Annotated in this window: 20 protein-coding genes; 5 read left to right on the plus strand and 15 right to left on the minus strand. The window is 68.8% G+C overall.

Annotated elements, in window-relative coordinates; translation table 11 throughout:
• Positions 1-27: 27 nt before the first annotated feature.
• From V3W46_RS09285 to V3W46_RS09315, 7 genes are all read right to left on the minus strand, one after another.
• A complete protein-coding gene (locus tag V3W46_RS09285; protein WP_331782813.1) occupies positions 28-582 on the minus strand; it encodes a hypothetical protein in 555 nt (184 codons plus the stop codon).
• 120 nt (positions 583-702) lie between these two features.
• Complete coding sequence (locus V3W46_RS09290; RefSeq protein WP_331782814.1) at positions 703-1,347, minus strand: FMN-dependent NADH-azoreductase; 645 nt, start codon at positions 1,345-1,347, stop codon at positions 703-705.
• A gap of 105 nt (positions 1,348-1,452) precedes the next feature.
• Positions 1,453-2,115 carry a hypothetical protein gene (locus V3W46_RS09295; RefSeq protein WP_331782815.1) on the minus strand — a complete coding sequence of 221 codons (663 nt, stop codon included), beginning with the start codon at positions 2,113-2,115 and terminating at the stop codon, positions 1,453-1,455.
• A gap of 100 nt (positions 2,116-2,215) precedes the next feature.
• Positions 2,216-3,331 (minus strand): fatty acid desaturase family protein, encoded by a 1,116-nt coding sequence (locus V3W46_RS09300; protein WP_331782816.1) that lies wholly within the window; start codon positions 3,329-3,331, stop codon positions 2,216-2,218.
• 212 nt (positions 3,332-3,543) lie between these two features.
• On the minus strand, positions 3,544-4,344 hold the full coding sequence (locus V3W46_RS09305) for an ABC transporter permease (RefSeq protein ID WP_331782863.1): 801 nt from the start codon (positions 4,342-4,344) through the stop codon (positions 3,544-3,546).
• A gap of 79 nt (positions 4,345-4,423) precedes the next feature.
• On the minus strand, positions 4,424-5,392 hold the full coding sequence (locus V3W46_RS09310) for an ABC transporter ATP-binding protein (RefSeq protein ID WP_331782817.1): 969 nt from the start codon (positions 5,390-5,392) through the stop codon (positions 4,424-4,426).
• Positions 5,393-5,440: 48 nt separating this feature from the next.
• Positions 5,441-6,610: a LolA family protein gene (locus V3W46_RS09315; protein ID WP_331782818.1), complete on the minus strand. Its 1,170-nt coding sequence runs from the start codon at positions 6,608-6,610 to the stop codon at positions 5,441-5,443.
• Between the two features lie 131 nt (positions 6,611-6,741).
• Between V3W46_RS09315 and V3W46_RS09320 the strand changes: the two genes are divergently transcribed.
• From V3W46_RS09320 to V3W46_RS09330, 3 genes are all read left to right on the plus strand, one after another.
• The gene (locus V3W46_RS09320; RefSeq protein WP_331782819.1) at positions 6,742-7,509 is read left to right on the plus strand and encodes an alpha/beta fold hydrolase; all 768 of its coding nucleotides are present in this window, start codon (positions 6,742-6,744) and stop codon (positions 7,507-7,509) included.
• 130 nt (positions 7,510-7,639) lie between these two features.
• Positions 7,640-8,455 carry a mycofactocin-coupled SDR family oxidoreductase gene (locus V3W46_RS09325; RefSeq protein WP_331782820.1) on the plus strand — a complete coding sequence of 272 codons (816 nt, stop codon included), beginning with the start codon at positions 7,640-7,642 and terminating at the stop codon, positions 8,453-8,455.
• Between the two features lie 155 nt (positions 8,456-8,610).
• Entirely contained in the window at positions 8,611-9,483 is an 873-nt protein-coding gene (locus tag V3W46_RS09330; RefSeq protein ID WP_331782821.1) for an HpcH/HpaI aldolase/citrate lyase family protein, read from the plus strand.
• Positions 9,484-9,594: 111 nt separating this feature from the next.
• Here the strand turns inward: V3W46_RS09330 and V3W46_RS09335 are convergent, their stop codons facing one another.
• The gene (locus tag V3W46_RS09335) at positions 9,595-10,143 is read right to left on the minus strand and encodes a dihydrofolate reductase (RefSeq protein ID WP_331782822.1); all 549 of its coding nucleotides are present in this window, start codon (positions 10,141-10,143) and stop codon (positions 9,595-9,597) included.
• A 7-nt stretch (positions 10,144-10,150) separates the two neighbouring features.
• Entirely contained in the window at positions 10,151-10,960 is an 810-nt protein-coding gene (locus tag V3W46_RS09340; protein WP_331782823.1) for a thymidylate synthase, read from the minus strand.
• A 44-nt stretch (positions 10,961-11,004) separates the two neighbouring features.
• Between V3W46_RS09340 and V3W46_RS09345 the strand changes: the two genes are divergently transcribed.
• Together V3W46_RS09345 and V3W46_RS09350 are read left to right on the plus strand one after the other, a co-directional pair.
• On the plus strand, positions 11,005-11,319 hold the full coding sequence (locus tag V3W46_RS09345; RefSeq protein WP_331782824.1) for an EthD family reductase: 315 nt from the start codon (positions 11,005-11,007) through the stop codon (positions 11,317-11,319).
• Between the two features lie 2 nt (positions 11,320-11,321).
• Positions 11,322-11,813, plus strand: coding sequence for a glutathione peroxidase (locus V3W46_RS09350; protein ID WP_443069962.1), 492 nt, complete (start codon positions 11,322-11,324; stop codon positions 11,811-11,813).
• Between the two features lie 155 nt (positions 11,814-11,968).
• Here V3W46_RS09350 and V3W46_RS09355 read toward each other — a convergent pair whose 3' ends face one another.
• The 6 genes from V3W46_RS09355 to V3W46_RS09380 form a co-directional block, all read right to left on the minus strand.
• Positions 11,969-12,568: a TetR/AcrR family transcriptional regulator gene (locus V3W46_RS09355; RefSeq protein WP_331782826.1), complete on the minus strand. Its 600-nt coding sequence runs from the start codon at positions 12,566-12,568 to the stop codon at positions 11,969-11,971.
• A gap of 182 nt (positions 12,569-12,750) precedes the next feature.
• Positions 12,751-13,431 carry a PadR family transcriptional regulator gene (locus tag V3W46_RS09360; protein WP_331782827.1) on the minus strand — a complete coding sequence of 227 codons (681 nt, stop codon included), beginning with the start codon at positions 13,429-13,431 and terminating at the stop codon, positions 12,751-12,753.
• A 207-nt stretch (positions 13,432-13,638) separates the two neighbouring features.
• Entirely contained in the window at positions 13,639-14,661 is a 1,023-nt protein-coding gene (locus V3W46_RS09365) for a LacI family DNA-binding transcriptional regulator (RefSeq protein WP_331782864.1), read from the minus strand.
• A gap of 164 nt (positions 14,662-14,825) precedes the next feature.
• The gene (locus V3W46_RS09370) at positions 14,826-16,289 is read right to left on the minus strand and encodes a GH1 family beta-glucosidase (protein WP_331782828.1); all 1,464 of its coding nucleotides are present in this window, start codon (positions 16,287-16,289) and stop codon (positions 14,826-14,828) included.
• The gene (locus tag V3W46_RS09375) at positions 16,289-17,188 is read right to left on the minus strand and encodes a carbohydrate ABC transporter permease (protein ID WP_331782829.1); all 900 of its coding nucleotides are present in this window, start codon (positions 17,186-17,188) and stop codon (positions 16,289-16,291) included. Before V3W46_RS09375 ends, V3W46_RS09370 begins: the two co-directional genes overlap by 1 nt.
• On the minus strand, positions 17,185-18,225 hold the full coding sequence (locus V3W46_RS09380) for a carbohydrate ABC transporter permease (protein ID WP_331782830.1): 1,041 nt from the start codon (positions 18,223-18,225) through the stop codon (positions 17,185-17,187). Before V3W46_RS09380 ends, V3W46_RS09375 begins: the two co-directional genes overlap by 4 nt.
• Between the last annotated feature and the right edge of the window lie 30 nt (positions 18,226-18,255).

Consider the following 18,255-nt stretch of genomic DNA (forward strand, 5'->3'; position numbering starts at 1 on the left):
GTTCTGGCCCGCGCGAGCCGAGCAGGGTCAGGAGGCCAGCAGGGTCGGGCCCGACGAGCCTTTGCCGATCTGGTCGGGAACCGAGCGGGCCACCTCGTGCAGCCACGGCCCCGGGGTCGGCCACGACCGGCCCGTGGGCAGGCGGCGCAGCACGCGGGCGAGCGACGTCTGGCCCTCCTCCCAGGGAATGACGCGGGTCGGGGCCGCCTGCGGCAGCACGCCGAGCCACCAGTGCTTCCAGGTCGGGGTGAGCGACTCGGGCGACACCACGATGTAGTAGTCGGGCATGGTCACCTCGCCGCTCTGAAGGGCCGACGAGGCACGCTCGACCTCGAGATCGAGCGTGCCGAGCGTCGACAGGTCGTCAAAGAACTCCACCCACGCCGCGGCCACGTGCGCCAGCGGATCCCTGTCATGCACGACGTAGGGAGCGTTCGCCTGGGTGACCCAGCGCTGCGCCTCTTCGTCGCTGCTCTCGGCGAGCGAGGCGGCCCGCACGTTGGCATGCCGCGCGAGGGCACCGAACGCGTTCGGCGATTCGTTTCCGACGAGAACGAGGGTGGTGCTGTTCGGGCTCCCCATGAAGAGAGCTTACCCGCGCTGGGCGGGTGGCGGGCAGACCCGCCGGGCGGGTCGGTCGCGGGTCGAGGCGGAGGGTCTGGGGTGGGTGGCGGCGGCCGGTCGGGTGTGGGCGGCGGCGGGTCAGGCGCCGAGCCGCGCCGCCTCCGCCGCAGCCAGCTCGTGCGCCGCGGCGAGCTCGGTCTCCGCGCGCGGCAGCTGGTCGGCGAGCGCCGCCACAGAGTCGGCCAGCGTCAGGTTCGTGGTGATGACCGACACCTCCATGCCGAGCGCCGTGCCCAGTATGAGCTGCAGCACCGGCACGGCGTGATCCCACCCGTCGGTCGGCGAGCCCGCGTCGTACGACGCACCACGGCTCGCCACGATCACGGCGGGGCGCCCGGTCATCGGCTGCGTCGGCACGTCGAAGGGTGCGGTGACGGCCGGAACGTGGATGTAGTCGACCCACGCCTTCAAGGCCGACGGCAGCGAGTAGTTGTACAGCGGAGCATCCACCAGCAGCACGTCGGCCGCCGTCAGCTCGGCGATCAGCGTCGACTGCAGCGCCTCGGCCTCGGCGGGCGGGTTCGCCCCCTCGGGCCTCAGCCGCACGGGCCAGTGCAGCGCCGCATCGGGAAGGTGCGGCAGCGGGTCGGCGTGCAGGTCGCGGTAGGTGATGGTGTTGGCCGGATTCGCAGCCAGCCACGCCTCGGCGAATGTGCGCCCGATGGCGCGCGACCGCGATCGCTCTGGGTCGGCCGACGAGTCGAGATGCAGGAGGTGTGCCATCCCCCCACGCTATCGCGTCGCCGCCTGCCCCGCCCGCCCCGCCTGCCGGCCTGCGGGTGGTCCTGCCCGGCGCACCGCTCGCTCCACCACGCGCATCTATTGACGTCAGGGGGTGGAGGGCGAACGGATGACCGTGGTCAGGTCGACCAGGCTCGGCGCCGCCGGGGCAGAACCGAACCCGAACCGTACGGGCGGATCGAGTGGTGCGATGCCCCCGAGGTCGCGCCCCTCCCACCGGCCAGACACCGCCGTCAGCGCGCGGATCGTCGTGACCCCGTAGTACTCCCGCCGCCCGCCGCCGGCCGACCCGCTCGTGTGCACGCCCGGCATCAGCACGGTCGCGACGGGATCGATCGCGCGCAGCCACCGCGGCTCGCTCGCCAGGCGGGCCGGCACCGCCCGCAGCAGCCGCCCCAGCGGCGTGAGGCCTCCCACGCTGAGCCGCACATCGAGGATGCCGGTGCCGGGTACGAGGTCTTCGCGCGCAGGGTCACTGACGCGCACGCGCAGCCCGCCGGTCACGCGGCCGAAGCGCACGTCGACGACGCGCACCTCATCGAACGAGTAGGTCGACGACACATAGTCGGCCACGGCCTCGGTGGGCGCGAGCAGTTGGCGGCGGCCATCCGGGTGTTCGACCATGACGTCGGCGAACCGCTCGAACGGCGACGACTGCCACATGCCGATCACGATGCGGGGGCCGGCGGTGGTGCCGAATCCGGCGATGCGCCCGGTGAACCGTTCGTCGAGTGCTCTGCCACGGGTCACGGTTCGATCGTCGCATGTGCGCCCGAAAAGGAACAGCCGCCCGTCACGACGCGTACGTCTCTGAGGGGCAGCTGTTGTGCTCGCGCTGGGCGAGTCGACCCTACCGGCCGTACGCCGACGCGGCGGGGCACTGGAATGCATCGCGCCCCGCGGCGAGCCCGACCTTGTTCATGTACTGCACCACGATGGCGTACGCCTGCGGCAGCGTCGTCTCGGTGTAGAGGATGGTGTGCGTCTCGCAGTATTCGCGGGCGATCTGCTGGGCGGCGCGCAGGTGCGGGCGGGCCATGTTCGGGAAGAGGTGGTGCTCGACCTGGAAGTTGAGTCCGCCCATGAACCAATTGATGAACCAGCCACCGCTGACGTTGCGCGACGTGAGCACCTGGCGGCGCAGGAAGTCGACCTTCGAGTCGCGGGGCAGAATGGGCATGCCGATGTGGTTCGGCGCGAACGACGAGCCCATGTAGACGCCGAACACGGCCAGCTGAACACCGATGAACGCGAACGCCATGCCCAGCGGCATCAGCAGGAAGATCGCGGCGACGTAGACGCCGATGCGCGAGACGAGCATGACGATCTCGACGGTGCGCTTGTCGACCTTGCCCCGGCCGAACACGGTGCGAAAGCCGTGCACGTGCAGGTTCAGGCCCTCGAGCACCAGGATCGGGAAGAAGAACTTTCCTTGGCGCTTCGTGAACCAGGCGTAGATTCCGCGAGTCGAAGCGGCCTGCTCCTCGGTGAACGACACGACGTCACGGTCGATGTCGGGGTCTTTCTCGCGGATGTTCGGGTTGGCGTGGTGGCGGCTGTGCTTGGTCATCCACCACGAGTAGCTGATGCCGACGAAGAGGTTCGCGAGGGTGCGGCCGGCGACGTCGTTGGCCTTGCCCGACTCGAACACCTGCCGGTGCGAAGCCTCGTGCGCCAGAAAGGCGAACTGGGTCAGAATGATGCCGAGCGCCGCTGCCATGAGCAGCTGGAACCACGAGTCGCCGAGCAGGATCATGCCCGTGATGACCCCGCCGAGCGCCACGACGAGGCCGCCGAACATCAGGTAGTAGTAGGTCGTCGCGCGGCGCAGCAGACCGGCGTCGCGCACGGTGCGCAGCAGCGCCGAGTACTCGGTGGTCGGGTTCTGGCGATTGCCACCCGGTTTGGTCTTGGTGAAGGTGACGACGGGTTTGGAGGCGTCGGGTGTCACCAGTGGGCTGCTCATAATTGAGCCTCATTCCGCAGATCGGTTCGGGTGCGAAAGGGCAAGCGGCCGAGGCATCTCGCTTTCGCGCAACTGGTGACCAAGGTCTGGGGCAGCCACTCATGACGCTACGGCACCCCGTGCGCAGCCGCGCGGGGCGACCTCCCAGCTTGCCCTTTTGGCGGCAAATCAGCAGGTTCGAGGGGCGACCACGCTCTGCGCAGGCACTGGGGCTACGAGAGGATGTCTTTGGTGGTGAAGCGGCCGTAGGCGAGGGCGCCGAACACGGCGACGTAGGCGAGTTGCAGCAGGGCGTTCGACCCGAACGAGCCGAGATCGACGGGCTGGCGCAGCAGGTCGGCGAAGTCGAGCCAGTAGTGCGTGAACAGCCAGGGGTGCAGCCAGTCGAGCTGCGGCAGCGAGTCGAGCACCTGCGAGACGATCGAGATGACGACGGTGGCGGCCATCGCCCCGACCGGGATGTCGGTGAGTGTGGAGATGAACAGCCCGATCGCCGTCAGGCCGAGCAGTGAGACGCTGACATAGGCCGCGATGAGCAGGCCCCGGATGCCCGCCTCGCCGATGCTCACCGTGTCGCCTGACAGCAGCGTCACGGGCCCGACGGGAAACAGTGCAGCCCCGATGAGCGCCCCCGCGATGACGATGACGAGCGTGGCGGCGACGCAGAACGCAACGGCCGCGACGAACTTGACCAGCAGCAGCCGGCCGCGCCCCACGGGCGCCACCAGCAGGTACCGCAGGGTCGACGAGCTCGCCTCGCCCGCGATGGTGTCGCCCGCGACGACGCCGACGGTCAGCGGCAGGAAGAGCGGAATGCAGATGATCAGCGCCACGAGCCCGACGAACAGCCCGTTGTCGGTGATCTGGCTGAGAAAGGCCGGGCCGCGGCCGGGCGTCGAACCGGCCGACGAGATGCGCACTGCGACGGCGATCAGAACGGGGATGAGGGCGAGGGCGATGAGCATGATCCAGGTTCGGCGGCGCCGGAAGAGCACGCCGATCTCCGACCCCATCAGCGCCCAGCCCGCGCTCGGCCGGCCGCGAACGCCGTCGATCGGTTCAGGTTCTGGTCGAGCATCCGGGTTCAGCGGTTCACTGGACAACGTCGAACCCCTCCCCGGTGAGCGCCACGAACAGGTCTTCGAGCGTCGCCCGTTCGACCGCGAACCCGCGCACCCGCACTCCACCCGCGACCAGGGCGGCCACGATCGCGTCGGGCGCGAGCGACTCGGCGAGCGGTGCCGTGATGGCCGCCTCGCCGTCGTGCAGGGGCTCGGGATGCTCGGGCTCGAGCCCGAGCCGGCGAAGCACCTCTTCGGCCCGCAGGTCGTCGGGCGTCGTGACCCGCACCCGCGTCTGGCCGGCCCGCCGAAGCTGGTCGAGGCTGCCCTGCGCCACCAGGTTGCCCGCCCGCATGACGGCGGCGTGCGTGCACATCTGCTCGATCTCGGCGAGCAGGTGGCTCGAGACGAACACGGTGGTTCCTTCTGCGGTGAGCGACCGAACGAGGTTGCGCACCTCGCGGGTGCCCTGCGGGTCGAGGCCGTTCGTCGGCTCGTCGAGCACGATCAGGTCGCGCGGGGTGAGAAGCGCGTTGGCGATGCCGAGGCGCTGCTTCATTCCGAGCGAGTAGGCCTTCACCTTCTTGCCGGCCGCGTGACTCAGGCCCACGCGTTCGAGCGCTGTCTCGACGCGTGCTCGCCTGGTCGACGAGGTCACGAACCGGTCGGCCGCGTCGAGCCGGTGCAGGTTCGCCGCGCCCGACAGGAAGGGATAGAACCCCGGCCCCTCGATGAGCGCCCCCACGCGCGGCAGCACCTGCGGCAGGCGCCCGGGCAGCTGCTGGCCGAGCACGCGCACGTCGCCGCTCGTGGCTCCGGCCAGCCCGAGCAGCACCCGGATGGTCGTGGTCTTGCCCGAGCCGTTGGGCCCGAGAAAGCCGAACACCGACCCGCGCGGAACCGCGAGGTCGATGCCGTTCACCGCCGTCTGCCTGCCAAAGGTCTTGGTGAGCTCGTGCGTCTCGATGGCGAGCTCGGCGCTCGCTGCGGTGTCAGCCATTGCGGCGTTCGGCCGGGCGCTCCGAGCCGCAGGGCGTACCCGGTTCGCTCACTGCGCGGCGGCCGCGGCCTGCAGCGTGTCGGCCGAGACCGAGCCCGCGTAGACCCGGCCGTCGTCGGTGACGAACACCGTGACCAGCGTGGTGGTCAGCACGTGGCCGCCGTCGACCGCCGTGGTCAGCTCGCCGAGCAGCGGCGAGCTGGTGAGAGCGGCCGAGTCGGCCCCTGCCGGGAGCTCGACGATCGCGTTCCAGCCGGTACCCGTGACGATGGGCTTCGTGCCCGCGGCGGCATCAGCCGGGCCCGTGTTCGCGCCCGGTGCCGAACCGTCGGCGGGTGCGGCCTTCTCGGTGACCGTCGTGCCCGCGGGCGGGGTGAAGGTGAAGAGGTCGGCCGAGGGTGTCGCCAGTGTGAGGTCGGTGAACCCGGTGCTGAAGGCCGTGTCGGCGGCCCCCCGAGCGGTGACGCTGACCTGCAGCGGCAGGCCGGTCTCAGAGTCGACCGCGATCGACACGGCGCCGACGAGGGTGTCGGTCGCCTGCGGCGTCAGGATGAGGTCGTAGGCCGAGCGCCCGGCGACCGTCACATCGCCGCCGACCGACACGTCGGTGCTCGGGTCGACGTCGTCGAGAAACTTCTGCGCCAGCTGCTCGGGGGTCTGGATGGTCGTGGTCGAGTCTGACGAGCCAGACCCGTCTGCGTCGTGTGCCGGCAGCGTGCTGTGCACGGCGGTCTGCTTGCTCGAGTCGTAGAGCCACACGTCGCTGCCGTTGCGCACCACGTCGGTCTCGGCCATCTGGTCGAGCACCTGCACGCGCTGGCTGGTGGCCCCGTCGACGTAGACGCGGGCAGTGTGGGTGCCGGTGAGCAGTTCGAGGGCCGACGAGACCGCGCTTGTGGCGTCGGCGGTCGAGCCGGAGCCCGACCCCGAGCCGGGCGTCGCGGTGGCCGACGGGTCGCTCGAACCGCCCGACGCGCCCAGCGAACTCGACGACACACCGGCCGGCAGCTCGGGCAGGCCGAGGTTCGCCGACTGCTCGACGGTTCCTGAGAAGGCGGTCACGGTGCTGTTGCCGATCATGGCCAGCACCTCCTGCGGTGTCTTGGTGGGCAGGCTGGCGGTGGCGTTCGCCGAGAGCGGCACCGCGATGGCGGCCCCTGCGATGACCACGGGAATGACCGCAGCCGGAATCCAGCGCTTCCAGTTGTTTGCCGACACGGGCGACCTCCACTGCTCTGCCGGGGCTCACCCGACACACCGACGCTACTCCTCGAATCCGTCAGTTTGCTTAGTATTCGCGACCCGTAGTGTACGGTGTCTACATTGCTCGTGCGACGAAGGGATGACCGATGTACCAGGTGACCTCGACCGACGAGACCGTGCTCGAGGTCGATCGCTCCGGCGACGGCCCCGCGCTGGTTCTCGTCAGCGGAGCGTTCAACACCCGACAGTCGACCAAAGACCTCAGCGCGCTGCTCGCCGACCGGTTCACGGTGTTCGAGTACGACCGGCGCGGGCGGGGCGACAGCGGCGACAGCACCGCCGGTTACGAAGTCGCACGCGAGCTCGAAGACCTCTACGCGGTCATCCGTTCGACGGGTGAGGCGGCGTTCGTCTACGGGCACTCGTCGGGAGCGATCCTGGCCCTGGATGCGGCAGCGAGCGGGGTGCCGATGCGCAAGCTCGCGGTCTACGAGCCACCCCTGCTGTTCGGGCATCCGATGCCCCTCGAGACCGTCGACACTCTCAAGGCGTTCGTGGCCGAGGGCGACCGGGAGGGCGCCGCAAAGCAGTTCCTGCGCGGCACCGGCATGCCCGAGGGGCAGCTCGAGTGGATCTCGAATGCCCCCTTCTGGCCCGGGATGCTCGGCCTCGCCCACACGCTGCCCTACGACCAGCTGATCACCGTGACCGGTTCGGCGTCGAGCGACTGGCTCGCCACCGTGACGGTTCCCGTGCTGGCCATCGCGGGCGGTACCAGCGACGAATGGGCGGCCGAGGCGGCCGAGCGCATCGCGGCTGTCGTCGCCGACGGTACGGCGGTGGTTCTGCCCGGCCAGAACCACGCCGTCGAGGCGGCGGCCGTGGCGCCGCTGCTGCGCGAGTTCTTCGTCTGATCGACATCCGCGAATTCTCCGCCTGACCCTACCCCGAGTCTTTCTTTCGGCACCCGGTGCCGTTAGCGTGAGGGGCAGCCGGCCCGACGCCGGCCGCTCCACCCGTCACGCCACAGAAAGAAGCACTCGAATGCCCGCAAGACTCGAAGGCAAAGTCGCCTTTGTCACCGGTGCAGCGCGCGGCCAGGGCCGCGCCCACGCCGTCAAACTCGCCAGCGAAGGCGCCGACATCATCGCGATCGACCTCGCCGGGCCGATTCCGCTCGTGCCGTACGACTCGGCCACACCCGAAGACCTCGCCGAGACCGTGCGGCTCGTCGAAGCGCTCGACCGGCGCATCATCGCCGAGCAGTGCGACGTGCGCGACCTCGAGAAGATGCGCGGGGTGGTCGACGGCGGTGTCGCCGAGCTCGGTCACCTCGACATCGTCGTCGCCAACGCCGGCATCTGTATTCCGGCCACGTGGGACGAGACCACGCCCGAGATGTTCCAGGTCACCATGGACACGAACGTGGTGGGCGTGTGGAACACCGTGATGGTCGGGGCACCGCACCTGGTGACCGCGGGCGGGGGATCGATCATCCTGACCAGTTCGTACGCCGGCAAGAAGATGCAGCCCTTCATGGTGCACTACACGGCGAGCAAGCACGCGGTCACCGGCATGACCCGGGCGTTCGCGGCCGAACTCGGCAAGCACAGCATCAGGGTGAACAGCGTGCACCCGGGCGCCGTGAACACGCCGATGGGGTCGGGCGACATGATCGAGGCGATCACGCGCACGAACGCCAGCAACCCGCCGCTCGCGGCCATGGGAACGCCGTTCCTGCCGGTGTGGTCGGTCGAGGCCGAAGACATCGCGAACGCCGTGGCCTTCCTCGCCTCCGACGATGCGAAGTACATCACCGCCGAGCACCTGAGCATCGACGCCGGCTCGCAGTACTTCTAGCCCGCCGCCCGCGGGGCCGCCGTCTGCGGCCGGATGCCCGGGTACCCGCGACCGGATGCCTGCGGCCGGATGCCCGAGCATCCGGTCGCGGCCGGGGCCATCGATGAGACGCGATACCATAACGGTCGACGCCGACGTGAATGAGAAAGCCGCTGATGACCGACCTGCCCGATGAATTCTCTGTGCCCACTTTCGACATCGGAGGCCAGCCGGTCTCGGCCGAGATCGCCCGTTCGTGGCTGCTCGTCGCCGCCACCCGGCCCGAGACGTTCGACAGTGCGGCCTCGTCACGGGCCGACCAGATCATTCTCGACATCGAAGACGCCGTCGACCCGAAGCTCAAGCCGAAGGCGCGTGACGATGTCGCCGCCTGGCTGGCGAACGGGGGCGAGGCGTGGGTGCGCATCAACGACCACTCCTCTGACTTCTGGTCGGGTGACGTCGACGCGTTGAAGGGGCTACCCGGCCTGCGCGGCGTGATGCTCGCGAAGACCGAGTTCGGCGCTCATGTCACCGAGACCTACGACCGCCTCGGCGGATCGACCCCCGTCATCGCGCTGATCGAGTCGGCGCTGGGCATCGAGGAGGCCCGAGCCATCGCCGAGGCCCGCGGCGCGTTCCGCCTCGCCTTCGGTAGCGGCGACTATCGTCGCGATACGGGAACCGGCGCCGACGACCTCGCCATGGCCTACCCGCGCTCGCGACTCGTGGTGGCGAGTCGCATCGGCGGACTGCCGGGCCCCATCGACGGGCCCACGGTCGGCAGTAGCCACCCCGTGCTGCGCGAGCAGTCGGCGCTCGCCGTCACCCTCGGGTTGACGGGCAAGCTCTGCCTCGATGTGGAACAGCTGCCGGTCATCAACGAGGTCATCAGCCCCACCCGCTCTGACGCGACCTGGGCCCGCGACTTCCTCGACGACTTCGAGTCACGCGGGCGTGTCATCCGCGACGGCAGCGACCTGCCGCGCCTCGGTCGTGCCCAGAAGATCGACAAGCTGGCTCGCGCCTTCGGAATCCGCCCGCTCTAGCGCAGGATTCGATCGCCGGTCGAGTAGCGCGAAGCGCGTATCGAGACCCCCGCGCTCTACTCCCGGTTTTCGATACGCGCTGGCGCGCTACTCAACCAGCGCGGGCGGGCGTCAGCGCGCGTAACTGACGAAGCGGTACCGGATGCCCGTCGTCGACTCGAGCCAGGGCGACGCCGCCACGCGGGCGAAGCGTGCGTCGATCGCAGGCGCCCGGGTGTCGCCCCGCACACCGAGGTCGAGCTCGGTGACTTCGAGCCGCGAGGCCAGGGGCAACGCCTGCCGGTAGAGCTCGCCGCCCCCGATGATCCAGAGCAGGGCATCCGCACCCGCGCCCGCATCTGCGGCCGTGCCAGACGCGCCCGCGGCGCCCCTGGAGGTGCCACCCGCAGCGGCCATCGTCGTCGCGTCGGCGATGCTGTGCACCACCTCGGCTCCCTCGGCCGACCACGCGTCGTCGCGGGTGAGCACGAGGTTGCGCCGCCCCGGCAGCGGCCGAAAGCGGTCGGGCAGGGAATCCCAGGTCTTTCGACCCATCAGCACCGTGTCGCCGAGGGTCAGCTCTTTGAAGTGCGCCAGGTCTTCGGGCAGCCGCCACGGAATGGTGCCGCCGTCGCCGATGATGCCGCCCCGGGCCTCGGCCCAGATCATCCCGAGCGTCATGTGCTCGTCACACCGCCACCGGCGCCGTGATCGCGGGGTGGTGCTGGTAGTCGACGACCTCGAAATCGCCGTACTCATAGTCGAAGATGCTCGGCGGGGTGCGCAGCAGCTTCAGGGTCGGCAGCGGGAAGGGCTCGCGTGTCAGCTGTTCGATGACCTGCTCGCGGTGGTTGTCGTAGATGTGGCAGTCGCCACCCGTCCAGACGAAGTCGCCCACCTCGAGACCGGCCTGCGCCGCCACCATGTGGGTGAGCAGCGCGTAGCTCGCGATGTTGAACGGCACGCCCAGGAAGAGGTCGGCGCTGCGCTGGTACAGCTGGCACGAGAGTTTTCCGTCGGCCACGTAGAACTGGAAGAACGCATGGCAGGGGGCGAGTGCCATCGAGGGGATGTCGGCGACGTTCCACGCCGACACGATCATGCGTCTCGAGTCGGGGTCGCTCTTCAGGGTGTGCATGACCTGGCTGATCTGGTCGATGTGCTCGCCCGACGGGGTCGGCCAGGAGCGCCACTGCACCCCGTACACCGGGCCGAGTTCGCCGTCGGCGTCGGCCCACTCGTCCCAGATGGTCACGCCGTGCTCGCGCAACCAGCCCACGTTGCTCTCGCCGCGCAGGAACCACAGCAGCTCGTAGGCGATCGACTTGAAGTGCACGCGCTTCGTCGTGATCAGCGGAAAGCCGGCGTTCAGGTCGAACCGCAGCTGCGCGCCGAACACGCTCGTGGTGCCGGTGCCCGTGCGGTCGGATTTCGCCGCGCCCGTCTCGAGCGTGTGCCGCAGCAGGTCTTCGTAGGGGGTGGCGAGTGACGTATTCATCGCCACCAGCCTATTTGACGTTTCGCGGGAGTAGCGTGAGATTCATGCCCACGAAAATCACTGTGATCTACGACAACCCCACCGATGCTGCGGCCTTCGAAGAGGGGTACTCGGCCGGCCAGGTCGAACTCGCCAAGAAGCTGCCCGGAGTCGTCAGGTTCGAGAGCTCGAAGGTGTGGCCGAAGGAAGACGGCACCCCGACCCCGGCGTACCGCATGTTCGACCTGTACTTCGACGACTACGACACCGCGTCGGCCGCCGTCGCCACGGCCGAGGCCGCCGAACTCTTTCCGTCGATCTTCGGTCTCGCGACCGGTGGCGTGCGCATCCTCTTCTCCGACATCGAAGAGGGGGCGTGACCGTGGCCGACCTGAACGAGATTCCGATCGTCACGATCACCGGAGCCGAGACCTCGCTCGCCGAGTACGGCGACAAGGTGAAGCTCATCGTCAACGTCGCCTCGCGCTGCGGTCTTGCTCCGCAGTACGAGAAACTCGAAGACCTGCAGAAGACCTACGGCGACCGCGGGTTCACAGTGCTGGGCTTTCCGAGCAACCAGTTTTTGCAGGAGCTGGGCAGCGAAGAGGCCATCGCCGAGTACTGCTCCACGACGTGGGGCATCACGTTTCCGATGTTCGAGAAGATCAAGGTCAACGGCCGCGGCGAGCACCCCCTCTACACCGAGCTGAAGAAGGCTCCGGATGCCGAAGGCAAGGCCGGGCGCGTGAAGTGGAACTTCGAGAAGTTCGTCATCACCCTCGACGGCGCCGTTCACCGTTTCCGTCCGCGCACCGAGCCGGACGACCCGGCCATCGTGAGCCTCATCGAGCAGTCGTTGCCCGCAGGGGCCTGACCCGCGAGCCCGACCCGCGACCCCGACCCGCGAGCTCGTCTCGGAAGTCCTTCTCGCAAGCCCGACCCGCAGCCCGCCTGGCAAGCCCGACCCGCGCGCTCGTCTCGCAGAGGCCCGGTGGGCGAACCTGGCCCACCGGGTACGGCTCGGCAGTCTCAGCCGCGGTCGAAGAGTTCGGCGACGAGGCGTTCTGCCGTTGCGGGCCGGATGCTCGACGGCAGAAAGATCACGCGGTAGATGATCGGGGCGACGAGGTGGTCGATCACCTGGTCGACGGTGACGGCCGCATTCTCGGTGCGCTCGACGAACAGGGTCGCCTCGGCCCGGCGGTTGCGCAGGCAGTCAGATTCGGTGTCGCCCGCGGTCGCCGCACCCGCCCGCAGCAGGGCGGCGTTCACGGGCGTGCTGTAGTGCTCGATGATCTCGGTCGCCCAGCCCAGCAGGTCGGTGCGCAGGTCACCGCTCGCCGGCAGGGGCCGCGCCGGGTCGAGGTGGTAGGTGGCGATCTCGTTGAGCAGGGTCGGCAGGTCGCCCCAGCGGCGGTAGATGCTCGTGGGGTTGACTCCTGCGCGCTCGGCGATCATCGGAACGGTGACCCGCTCGGCACCGCGCTCCTTGACGAGGTCTTCGACGGCTGCGCGCACGGCTGACAGCACCAGGGCGCTGCGGCCGCCCGTGCGCCGGGCCGGCGCGGCCGCCGCCGCGGTCTGTGCAGCGTCGTGGGTCGCCGGCGTCGTCGCCGTCTGCGTGTTCATGACGCCAATCGTACGCCCGTAAGGCAACCCTCGTTGCTTTTGCCACCGATCCCTCCCGACCCACACCGAAAGGCCGGCCCCCCACAGGGAGGCCGGCCTTTCGGCGTGAATCGAGTCATGCGTTCGGAACAGTGCGGCGGTGCGCAACCCACCCGAACTCGTGAATCGATGGCGATTCAGGCCTAGTCGGCCAGAATCAGGTAGAGGGCGCGCCGGGCGTCATCGAGTTTCTCGGCGGCAGCGGTGCGCTGGGCATCCGTCGCCGAGTGCCTGAACTGCTGCACGACTCCCATGAGCTTGCCCACGCTCTCGAAGAACGCGGTGTCGCTCTGCGAGCGGCCGGGAGTCGCCTCCCAGGCCTTGGTGATCTCGTCGGCGTGCTCGGCGAGGTAGGCGGTGCCCGCCTCGGTGAGCTCGAACTCGGTGCGGCGGCCGTCGCCCTTCGCGACGATGAGTTCTTCGTCGACGAGTTGCTGCAGTGTGGGATAGACCGAGCCGGGGCTCGGGCGCCAGGTGCCGCCGGTGCGCTCGGCGATGGCCTTGATCAGGCCGTAGCCGTTCGAGGGCCCTTCGCCGAGAAGCGAGAGGATGACCGAACGGATGTCACCCTTGCCGGCACGGCGCGGGCCGCGCGGGCCGAAGCCCGGGCCGAACCCGGGGCCACCGTGGCCGAAACCGAAGCCGGCACCGGCGCCCGGGCCGAAGCCCGCGCTCGCGCCGCCGAAGCCGCCACCGCGGTGGCCGTGCGGGCCGCGCATGGCGTGCTCGCGTGAGGTGTGTGCGTCAGGACGGCCGCGGCCGTCGGAGCGGTCGGAGCGGTCGGAGCCTGAATAGTCGAAGTTGTTGGAGTGAGTGCGTTTCATGATCGCGTTCACCTTTCTGTCTGCCGTCTCGGGCAGGCTGGTCAAAGTTTGATGTATTACCGATCTTCGGCGATGTGTTAACGATATATCGCAAACTATCGTTCTGTCAACACCCGTTCACGTGAATCACAAAACCGCCCCAACCAGACGGCGTGGGGCGGTTTCGAGATGCCCGAGGTGGCTCCGGCGGGCGCGCGGAATGCGACGTCAGGAGACCGTCGAGGCGCGGGGGAGGAGCGTGGTCGGCATCATGGTGACGCGGTCGACGGTCTTGCCCTCGATGAGGGCGACCAGCACCTCGGCCATCTTCGCCCCGAGTTCGTGCGACGGCTGGTGCACGGTGGTCAGTGCGGGAGTGGCCGTCGATCCGTAGTAGTTGTCGTCGAAGCCCGCGACCGCGATGTCGCCTGGGATGCTCAGCCCACGCTCGTAGATCGCCGAGTACGCCCCCGCCGCCATCTGGTCGTTCGCGGCGAAGACGGCGTCGATCGGCTCGCCGCGGTCGAGCAGCCGGCGCATTGCCACGGCCCCCGACTCCGGCGTGAAGTCGCCGACCTCGACGAGCGAGTGCCCGAGCCCGTTGGCCTTCAGAGTGCGGCGCCAGCCGGCGAGCCGGTCGAGCCCGGGCGGCATGTCTTGCGGGCCCGCGATCGTGGCGATGTGACGGCGCCCGGTGTCGACCAGGTGCTGGGTCGCCCCCGCGGCTCCGGCAGCGTTGTCGACGTCGACGAAGTAGCTGTCGGTCTCTGACCCGAGCAGCGGCCGGCCGCCGAACACGATCGGCATCGACTGCCCCAGCCGCGAATAGGAGTGGTCGCCGCTGTGGTGCGAGACCACGATCGCCCCGTCGGCGTTGCCGCCCATGAGGTAGCGGCGGGTCTTCTCCGACTTCGTCTCTGACGAGATCAGCATGTTCAGGGTGTAGTCGGTGTCAGAGAGGTAGAGGGCGATGCCCTGCACCACAGTGGCGAAGAACGGATCGCTGAACACCTTCGCCGTCGTCTCGGGCACGACGAGGGCGATCACCTGCGTGCGCCGGCTGGCGAGCGAGCGGGCAGCGCGGTTCGGCACATAGTTGAGCTGCGCGATCGCCTCGTTCACCGCCTCGACGACCTGGGGCGTGACCTTCGGCGACGCGTTGACGACCCGCGAGACCGTCGCCCGCGACACTCCGGCCAGGGCCGCCACCATCTCGAGCGTCGGAACCGGCCTGCGCGGCTCTGGGCCCATAAAATCCGGGCCGATGGCGTCGGGGCCGATGGCGTGGGTGCCGAGGCCGAGACCGTCAGCCGGCGTACCGGTTGCCGACTCTGGGTCGGGCGCCTGCGTATCGGGCGCCTGCGTACTGGGCGTCTCCACCGTCACGGCACCCTCCACAACATTCTCGGTTGCGGTCAATTGTAAGCGCGTTCACGCACCCCTTCGATGATCTGCGCGTAGACACGGCCGCTGTCTTTGATGGTTCTGCGCTGGGTGTCGTAGTCGACGTGCACGATGCCGAAGCGCTTGTCGTACCCCCAGGCCCACTCGAAGTTGTCGAGCAGCGACCACACGAAGTAGCCCCGCACGTCGGCGCCGTCGGCGATGGCCCGGCCCACGGCGTCGATGTGCGACTGCAGGTACGACACCCGCAGCGGGTCGTGCACCTCGCCGTCGGCCGACACGACGTCGTCGTACGAGGCCCCGTTCTCGGTGACGTACAGCGGCGGCAGGGTCGGGTAGTCACGCCCGAGCCGCAGCAGCAGGTCGTACAGGCCCTGGGGATGCACTTCCCAGCCCATCGCCGTGTGCGGCAGGTCGCGCGGCGGAAACGTGACGTACTCCGAGCCGACGAATGGCGAGCGCTTCTCCCGCGCCGACGGGGCGGCCGTGTTCGAGGGCGGCGACGCCGGCAGCGGGTGTCCGCTGACGTTGTCGTCGTGGTAGTGGTTCACTCCGATGAAGTCGAGGGGAGCAGACACGAGGTCGAGATCGCCGGGCAGCACCAGCTCGGCGAGGCCGTAGTCGCGAACATCCTGAAGCAGGTCGGCGGGGTACGCTCCGAGCAGCAGGGGTTCGAGGTACATGCGGTTCCACAGCGCGTCGATGCGCCGGGCGGCCTCGATGTCGACCGGGTCTGCCGGGTCGTTCGGCACCGCCGTGGTGAGGTTGAGGGTGATGCCGATCTTGTCGCCCGCCTCGCCGTCGAACGCCGCCGCGCCCAGGCGCCGCAGGCGTTGCACGGCGAGTCCGTGGCCGAGATGCTGGTGGTGCACGGCGGCGAGGCCGGCCCGCGGATCACGCCGGCCGGGCGCGTGCTCGCCCGCCGTGTAGCCGATGAGCGACGAGCAGAGCGGCTCGTTGAAGGTGGTCCAGTTTCTGACCCGGTCGCCGAGCACGCGGTAGACGACCTCGGCGTAGTCGGCGAACCGGTAGGCGGTGTCGCGGTTCGCCCAGCCGCCGGTCTCTTCGACCGCCTGCGGCAGATCCCAGTGGTAGAGCGTCAGCCACGGCAGGATGCCCGCCTCGAGCAGCTCGTCGACCAGCCGCGAATAGAAGTCGAGGCCCTTCTGGTTGACGAACCGGTCACCGGGCTTCACCCTGGCCCAGCTGGTCGAGAACCGGTACGAGGCGAGGCCGAGCTCTTTCATCAGGGCGACGTCGTGCGGCATGCGGTGGTAGTGGTCGACGGCGACCTCGGGGGTGTCTCCGCCGATCACAGCGCCGGGGATGCGGGCGAAGTGATCCCAGATCGAATCCTCACGCCCGTCTTCGTGCGCGGCGCCCTCGATCTGCGCGGCGGCGGTGGCCGAACCCCAGATGAAGCCGTCGGGCCAGGGGTGCCGGGCGAGGTCGATCGCCTCGTTCGCTCTGGCCATCAGCCCTTCACCGCCCCGGCCATGATGCCCGACACGAGCTGGCGCCCGGCGAGGATGAACAGGATGAGCAACGGAACCGTCGCGAGCACCGCTCCGGCGAGCACGATCGAGTAGTCGACGTACTTCGCCGACTGCAGCTGGCTGAGCGCCACCTGCAGCGTGGGGTTCTGCGGAACGACCAGCAGCGGCCAGAGGTAGTCGGTCCAGGCGGTCATGAAGGTGAACAGCCCGAGAATGGCCATGGCCGGCCGGGCGGCCGGGATGCCCACGTGCCAGAACGTTCCGATCATGCTCGCTCCGTCGACCCGGGCGGCTTCGATCAGCTCTTCGGGTATGACGTCGACGAGGTACTGCCTCATGAAGAACACGCCGAACGCCGTCACGAGGGTCGGAATGATGACGGCGCCGAGCGTGCCTGTCCAGCCGAACTGCTTCATCACCATGAACAGCGGAATGATGCCGAGCTGGGTGGGCACCGCGAGCGTCGCGATGACGAACACGAGCAGGCCCTCGCGGCCCCGGAACTTGAGCTTGGCGAACGAGTAGCCGGCGAGGGTCGAGAACAGCACCACCGAGATCGTGATCACCGTCGAGACGATGATGCTGTTCAGCAGCGACATCCAGAACGGAACGGTGTCGACCACCTCGGCGACGTTCTGCCAGAACAGGCCGCCCGGCAGCAGTGGCGGCCATGTCTGGGTGAGCACAGAACTCGGGCTCGACCCGGCGATGAACGACCAGTACAGCGGGTACGTGCCGCCGATGAAGAACACGATCAGCAGGCCGTAGGTGAGAAAACCGGGGCGGCGGTCGATGCCGAGCGCCTTGCGGCGTACCGGGCGCGGGGCCTCCGGGCCGGCGGGCTGCGGTGCCGGCGGGCGAACTGTCAGAGTTGTCATGAGATCTTGTTCCGGTTGTATTCGGCGAGTCTTCGGGCTGTTCGGCGTTTCGAGATGCGGGCCTCGGTCGACGCGATGCGCCTCGAGATCAGAAAGTTGAGAACGCCGAACAGCACGATGATGAGAAAGAGCAGCCAGGCGACGGCCGAGGCCTTGCCGAAGTTCTGCCGGTTGAAGGCGAGATCCCACAGATAGAGCACGGTGGTCTGGTACTGCCGCTGCGGGCCGCCCGGGGTGGCCGTGGTGGGGTTGAAGAGCTTGGGCTCGGTGAAGATCTGCAGACCGCCCACGGTGGCCGTGATGATCACGAAGATCATGGTGGGGCGGATGCTCGGCAGTGTCATCGAGAAGAAGCGCCTGATCGCGCCCGCGCCGTCGAGAGCGGCCGATTCGTAGATGTCGCGCGGCACGGCCTGCATCGCCGCGAGCAGGATGAGGGCGTTGTAGCCGGTCCAGCGCCAGTTCACCATCGAGGCGATCGCAATGTGCGACGGAAAGGTCTCGGTCTTCCACATGATCGGATTGAGGTGGAAGAACTGCAGCAGGTTGTTGATCGCGCCGTACTTCTCGTCGAAGGCGCTAGAGAAGATCAGCGTCACGGCGACCGGGGTGACGACGTAGGGGATGAGCACGCTCATGCGCCAGAACGTCTTGCCGCGGATGTTCTGGTCGAGCACCGCGGCGATGACCACCGCCGCGACGAGCTGGGGCACGGCCGACAGCAGGAAGATGCTGATCGTGTTGAACAGCGAGTTCCAGAAGAAGGGATCATTCAGCTCGGTCACGTAGTTGCCGAGCCCGACGAACCCGCCGGGGCCCGACAGCAGGTTCCACTTGTTCAGCGACACGACGAAGGTGTAGCCGAGCGGAAAGAGGCCGACGAGCCCGAACAGAATGAAGAAGGGGGCGATGTAGAGGTACGGCGACGCTTTGACGTCGAGCCGGTTCAGCCGGTGCCGCAGCGGCGCCTTCGGCTTCGTGCCCGGCGCTGCCGTCGCGGGCTTCTGCTCCTGCGGTGGCGTGAGTGTTGCGGTCATGAGGCTCTTTCCCGGGGTGGGTTTCGATAC

It is taken from the genome of Subtercola sp. YIM 133946 (assembly GCF_036553535.1).
Lineage (GTDB): Bacteria > Actinomycetota > Actinomycetes > Actinomycetales > Microbacteriaceae > Subtercola.

Coding starts and splice junctions, on each gene's coding strand:
- V3W46_RS09285 (WP_331782813.1), bottom strand. CDS start 582: ATGGGGAGCCCGAACAGCACCACCCTCGTTCTCGTCGGAAACGAATCG.
- V3W46_RS09290 (WP_331782814.1), bottom strand. CDS start 1,347: ATGGCACACCTCCTGCATCTCGACTCGTCGGCCGACCCAGAGCGATCG.
- V3W46_RS09300 (WP_331782816.1), bottom strand. CDS start 3,331: ATGAGCAGCCCACTGGTGACACCCGACGCCTCCAAACCCGTCGTCACC.
- V3W46_RS09305 (WP_331782863.1), bottom strand. CDS start 4,344: ATGGGGTCGGAGATCGGCGTGCTCTTCCGGCGCCGCCGAACCTGGATC.
- V3W46_RS09310 (WP_331782817.1), bottom strand. CDS start 5,392: ATGGCTGACACCGCAGCGAGCGCCGAGCTCGCCATCGAGACGCACGAG.
- V3W46_RS09320 (WP_331782819.1), top strand. CDS start 6,742: ATGTACCAGGTGACCTCGACCGACGAGACCGTGCTCGAGGTCGATCGC.
- V3W46_RS09325 (WP_331782820.1), top strand. CDS start 7,640: ATGCCCGCAAGACTCGAAGGCAAAGTCGCCTTTGTCACCGGTGCAGCG.
- V3W46_RS09330 (WP_331782821.1), top strand. CDS start 8,611: ATGACCGACCTGCCCGATGAATTCTCTGTGCCCACTTTCGACATCGGA.
- V3W46_RS09335 (WP_331782822.1), bottom strand. CDS start 10,143: ATGACGCTCGGGATGATCTGGGCCGAGGCCCGGGGCGGCATCATCGGC.
- V3W46_RS09340 (WP_331782823.1), bottom strand. CDS start 10,960: ATGAATACGTCACTCGCCACCCCCTACGAAGACCTGCTGCGGCACACG.
- V3W46_RS09345 (WP_331782824.1), top strand. CDS start 11,005: ATGCCCACGAAAATCACTGTGATCTACGACAACCCCACCGATGCTGCG.
- V3W46_RS09355 (WP_331782826.1), bottom strand. CDS start 12,568: ATGAACACGCAGACGGCGACGACGCCGGCGACCCACGACGCTGCACAG.
- V3W46_RS09360 (WP_331782827.1), bottom strand. CDS start 13,431: ATGAAACGCACTCACTCCAACAACTTCGACTATTCAGGCTCCGACCGC.
- V3W46_RS09365 (WP_331782864.1), bottom strand. CDS start 14,661: ATGGGCCCAGAGCCGCGCAGGCCGGTTCCGACGCTCGAGATGGTGGCG.
- V3W46_RS09370 (WP_331782828.1), bottom strand. CDS start 16,289: ATGGCCAGAGCGAACGAGGCGATCGACCTCGCCCGGCACCCCTGGCCC.
- V3W46_RS09375 (WP_331782829.1), bottom strand. CDS start 17,188: ATGACAACTCTGACAGTTCGCCCGCCGGCACCGCAGCCCGCCGGCCCG.
- V3W46_RS09380 (WP_331782830.1), bottom strand. CDS start 18,225: ATGACCGCAACACTCACGCCACCGCAGGAGCAGAAGCCCGCGACGGCA.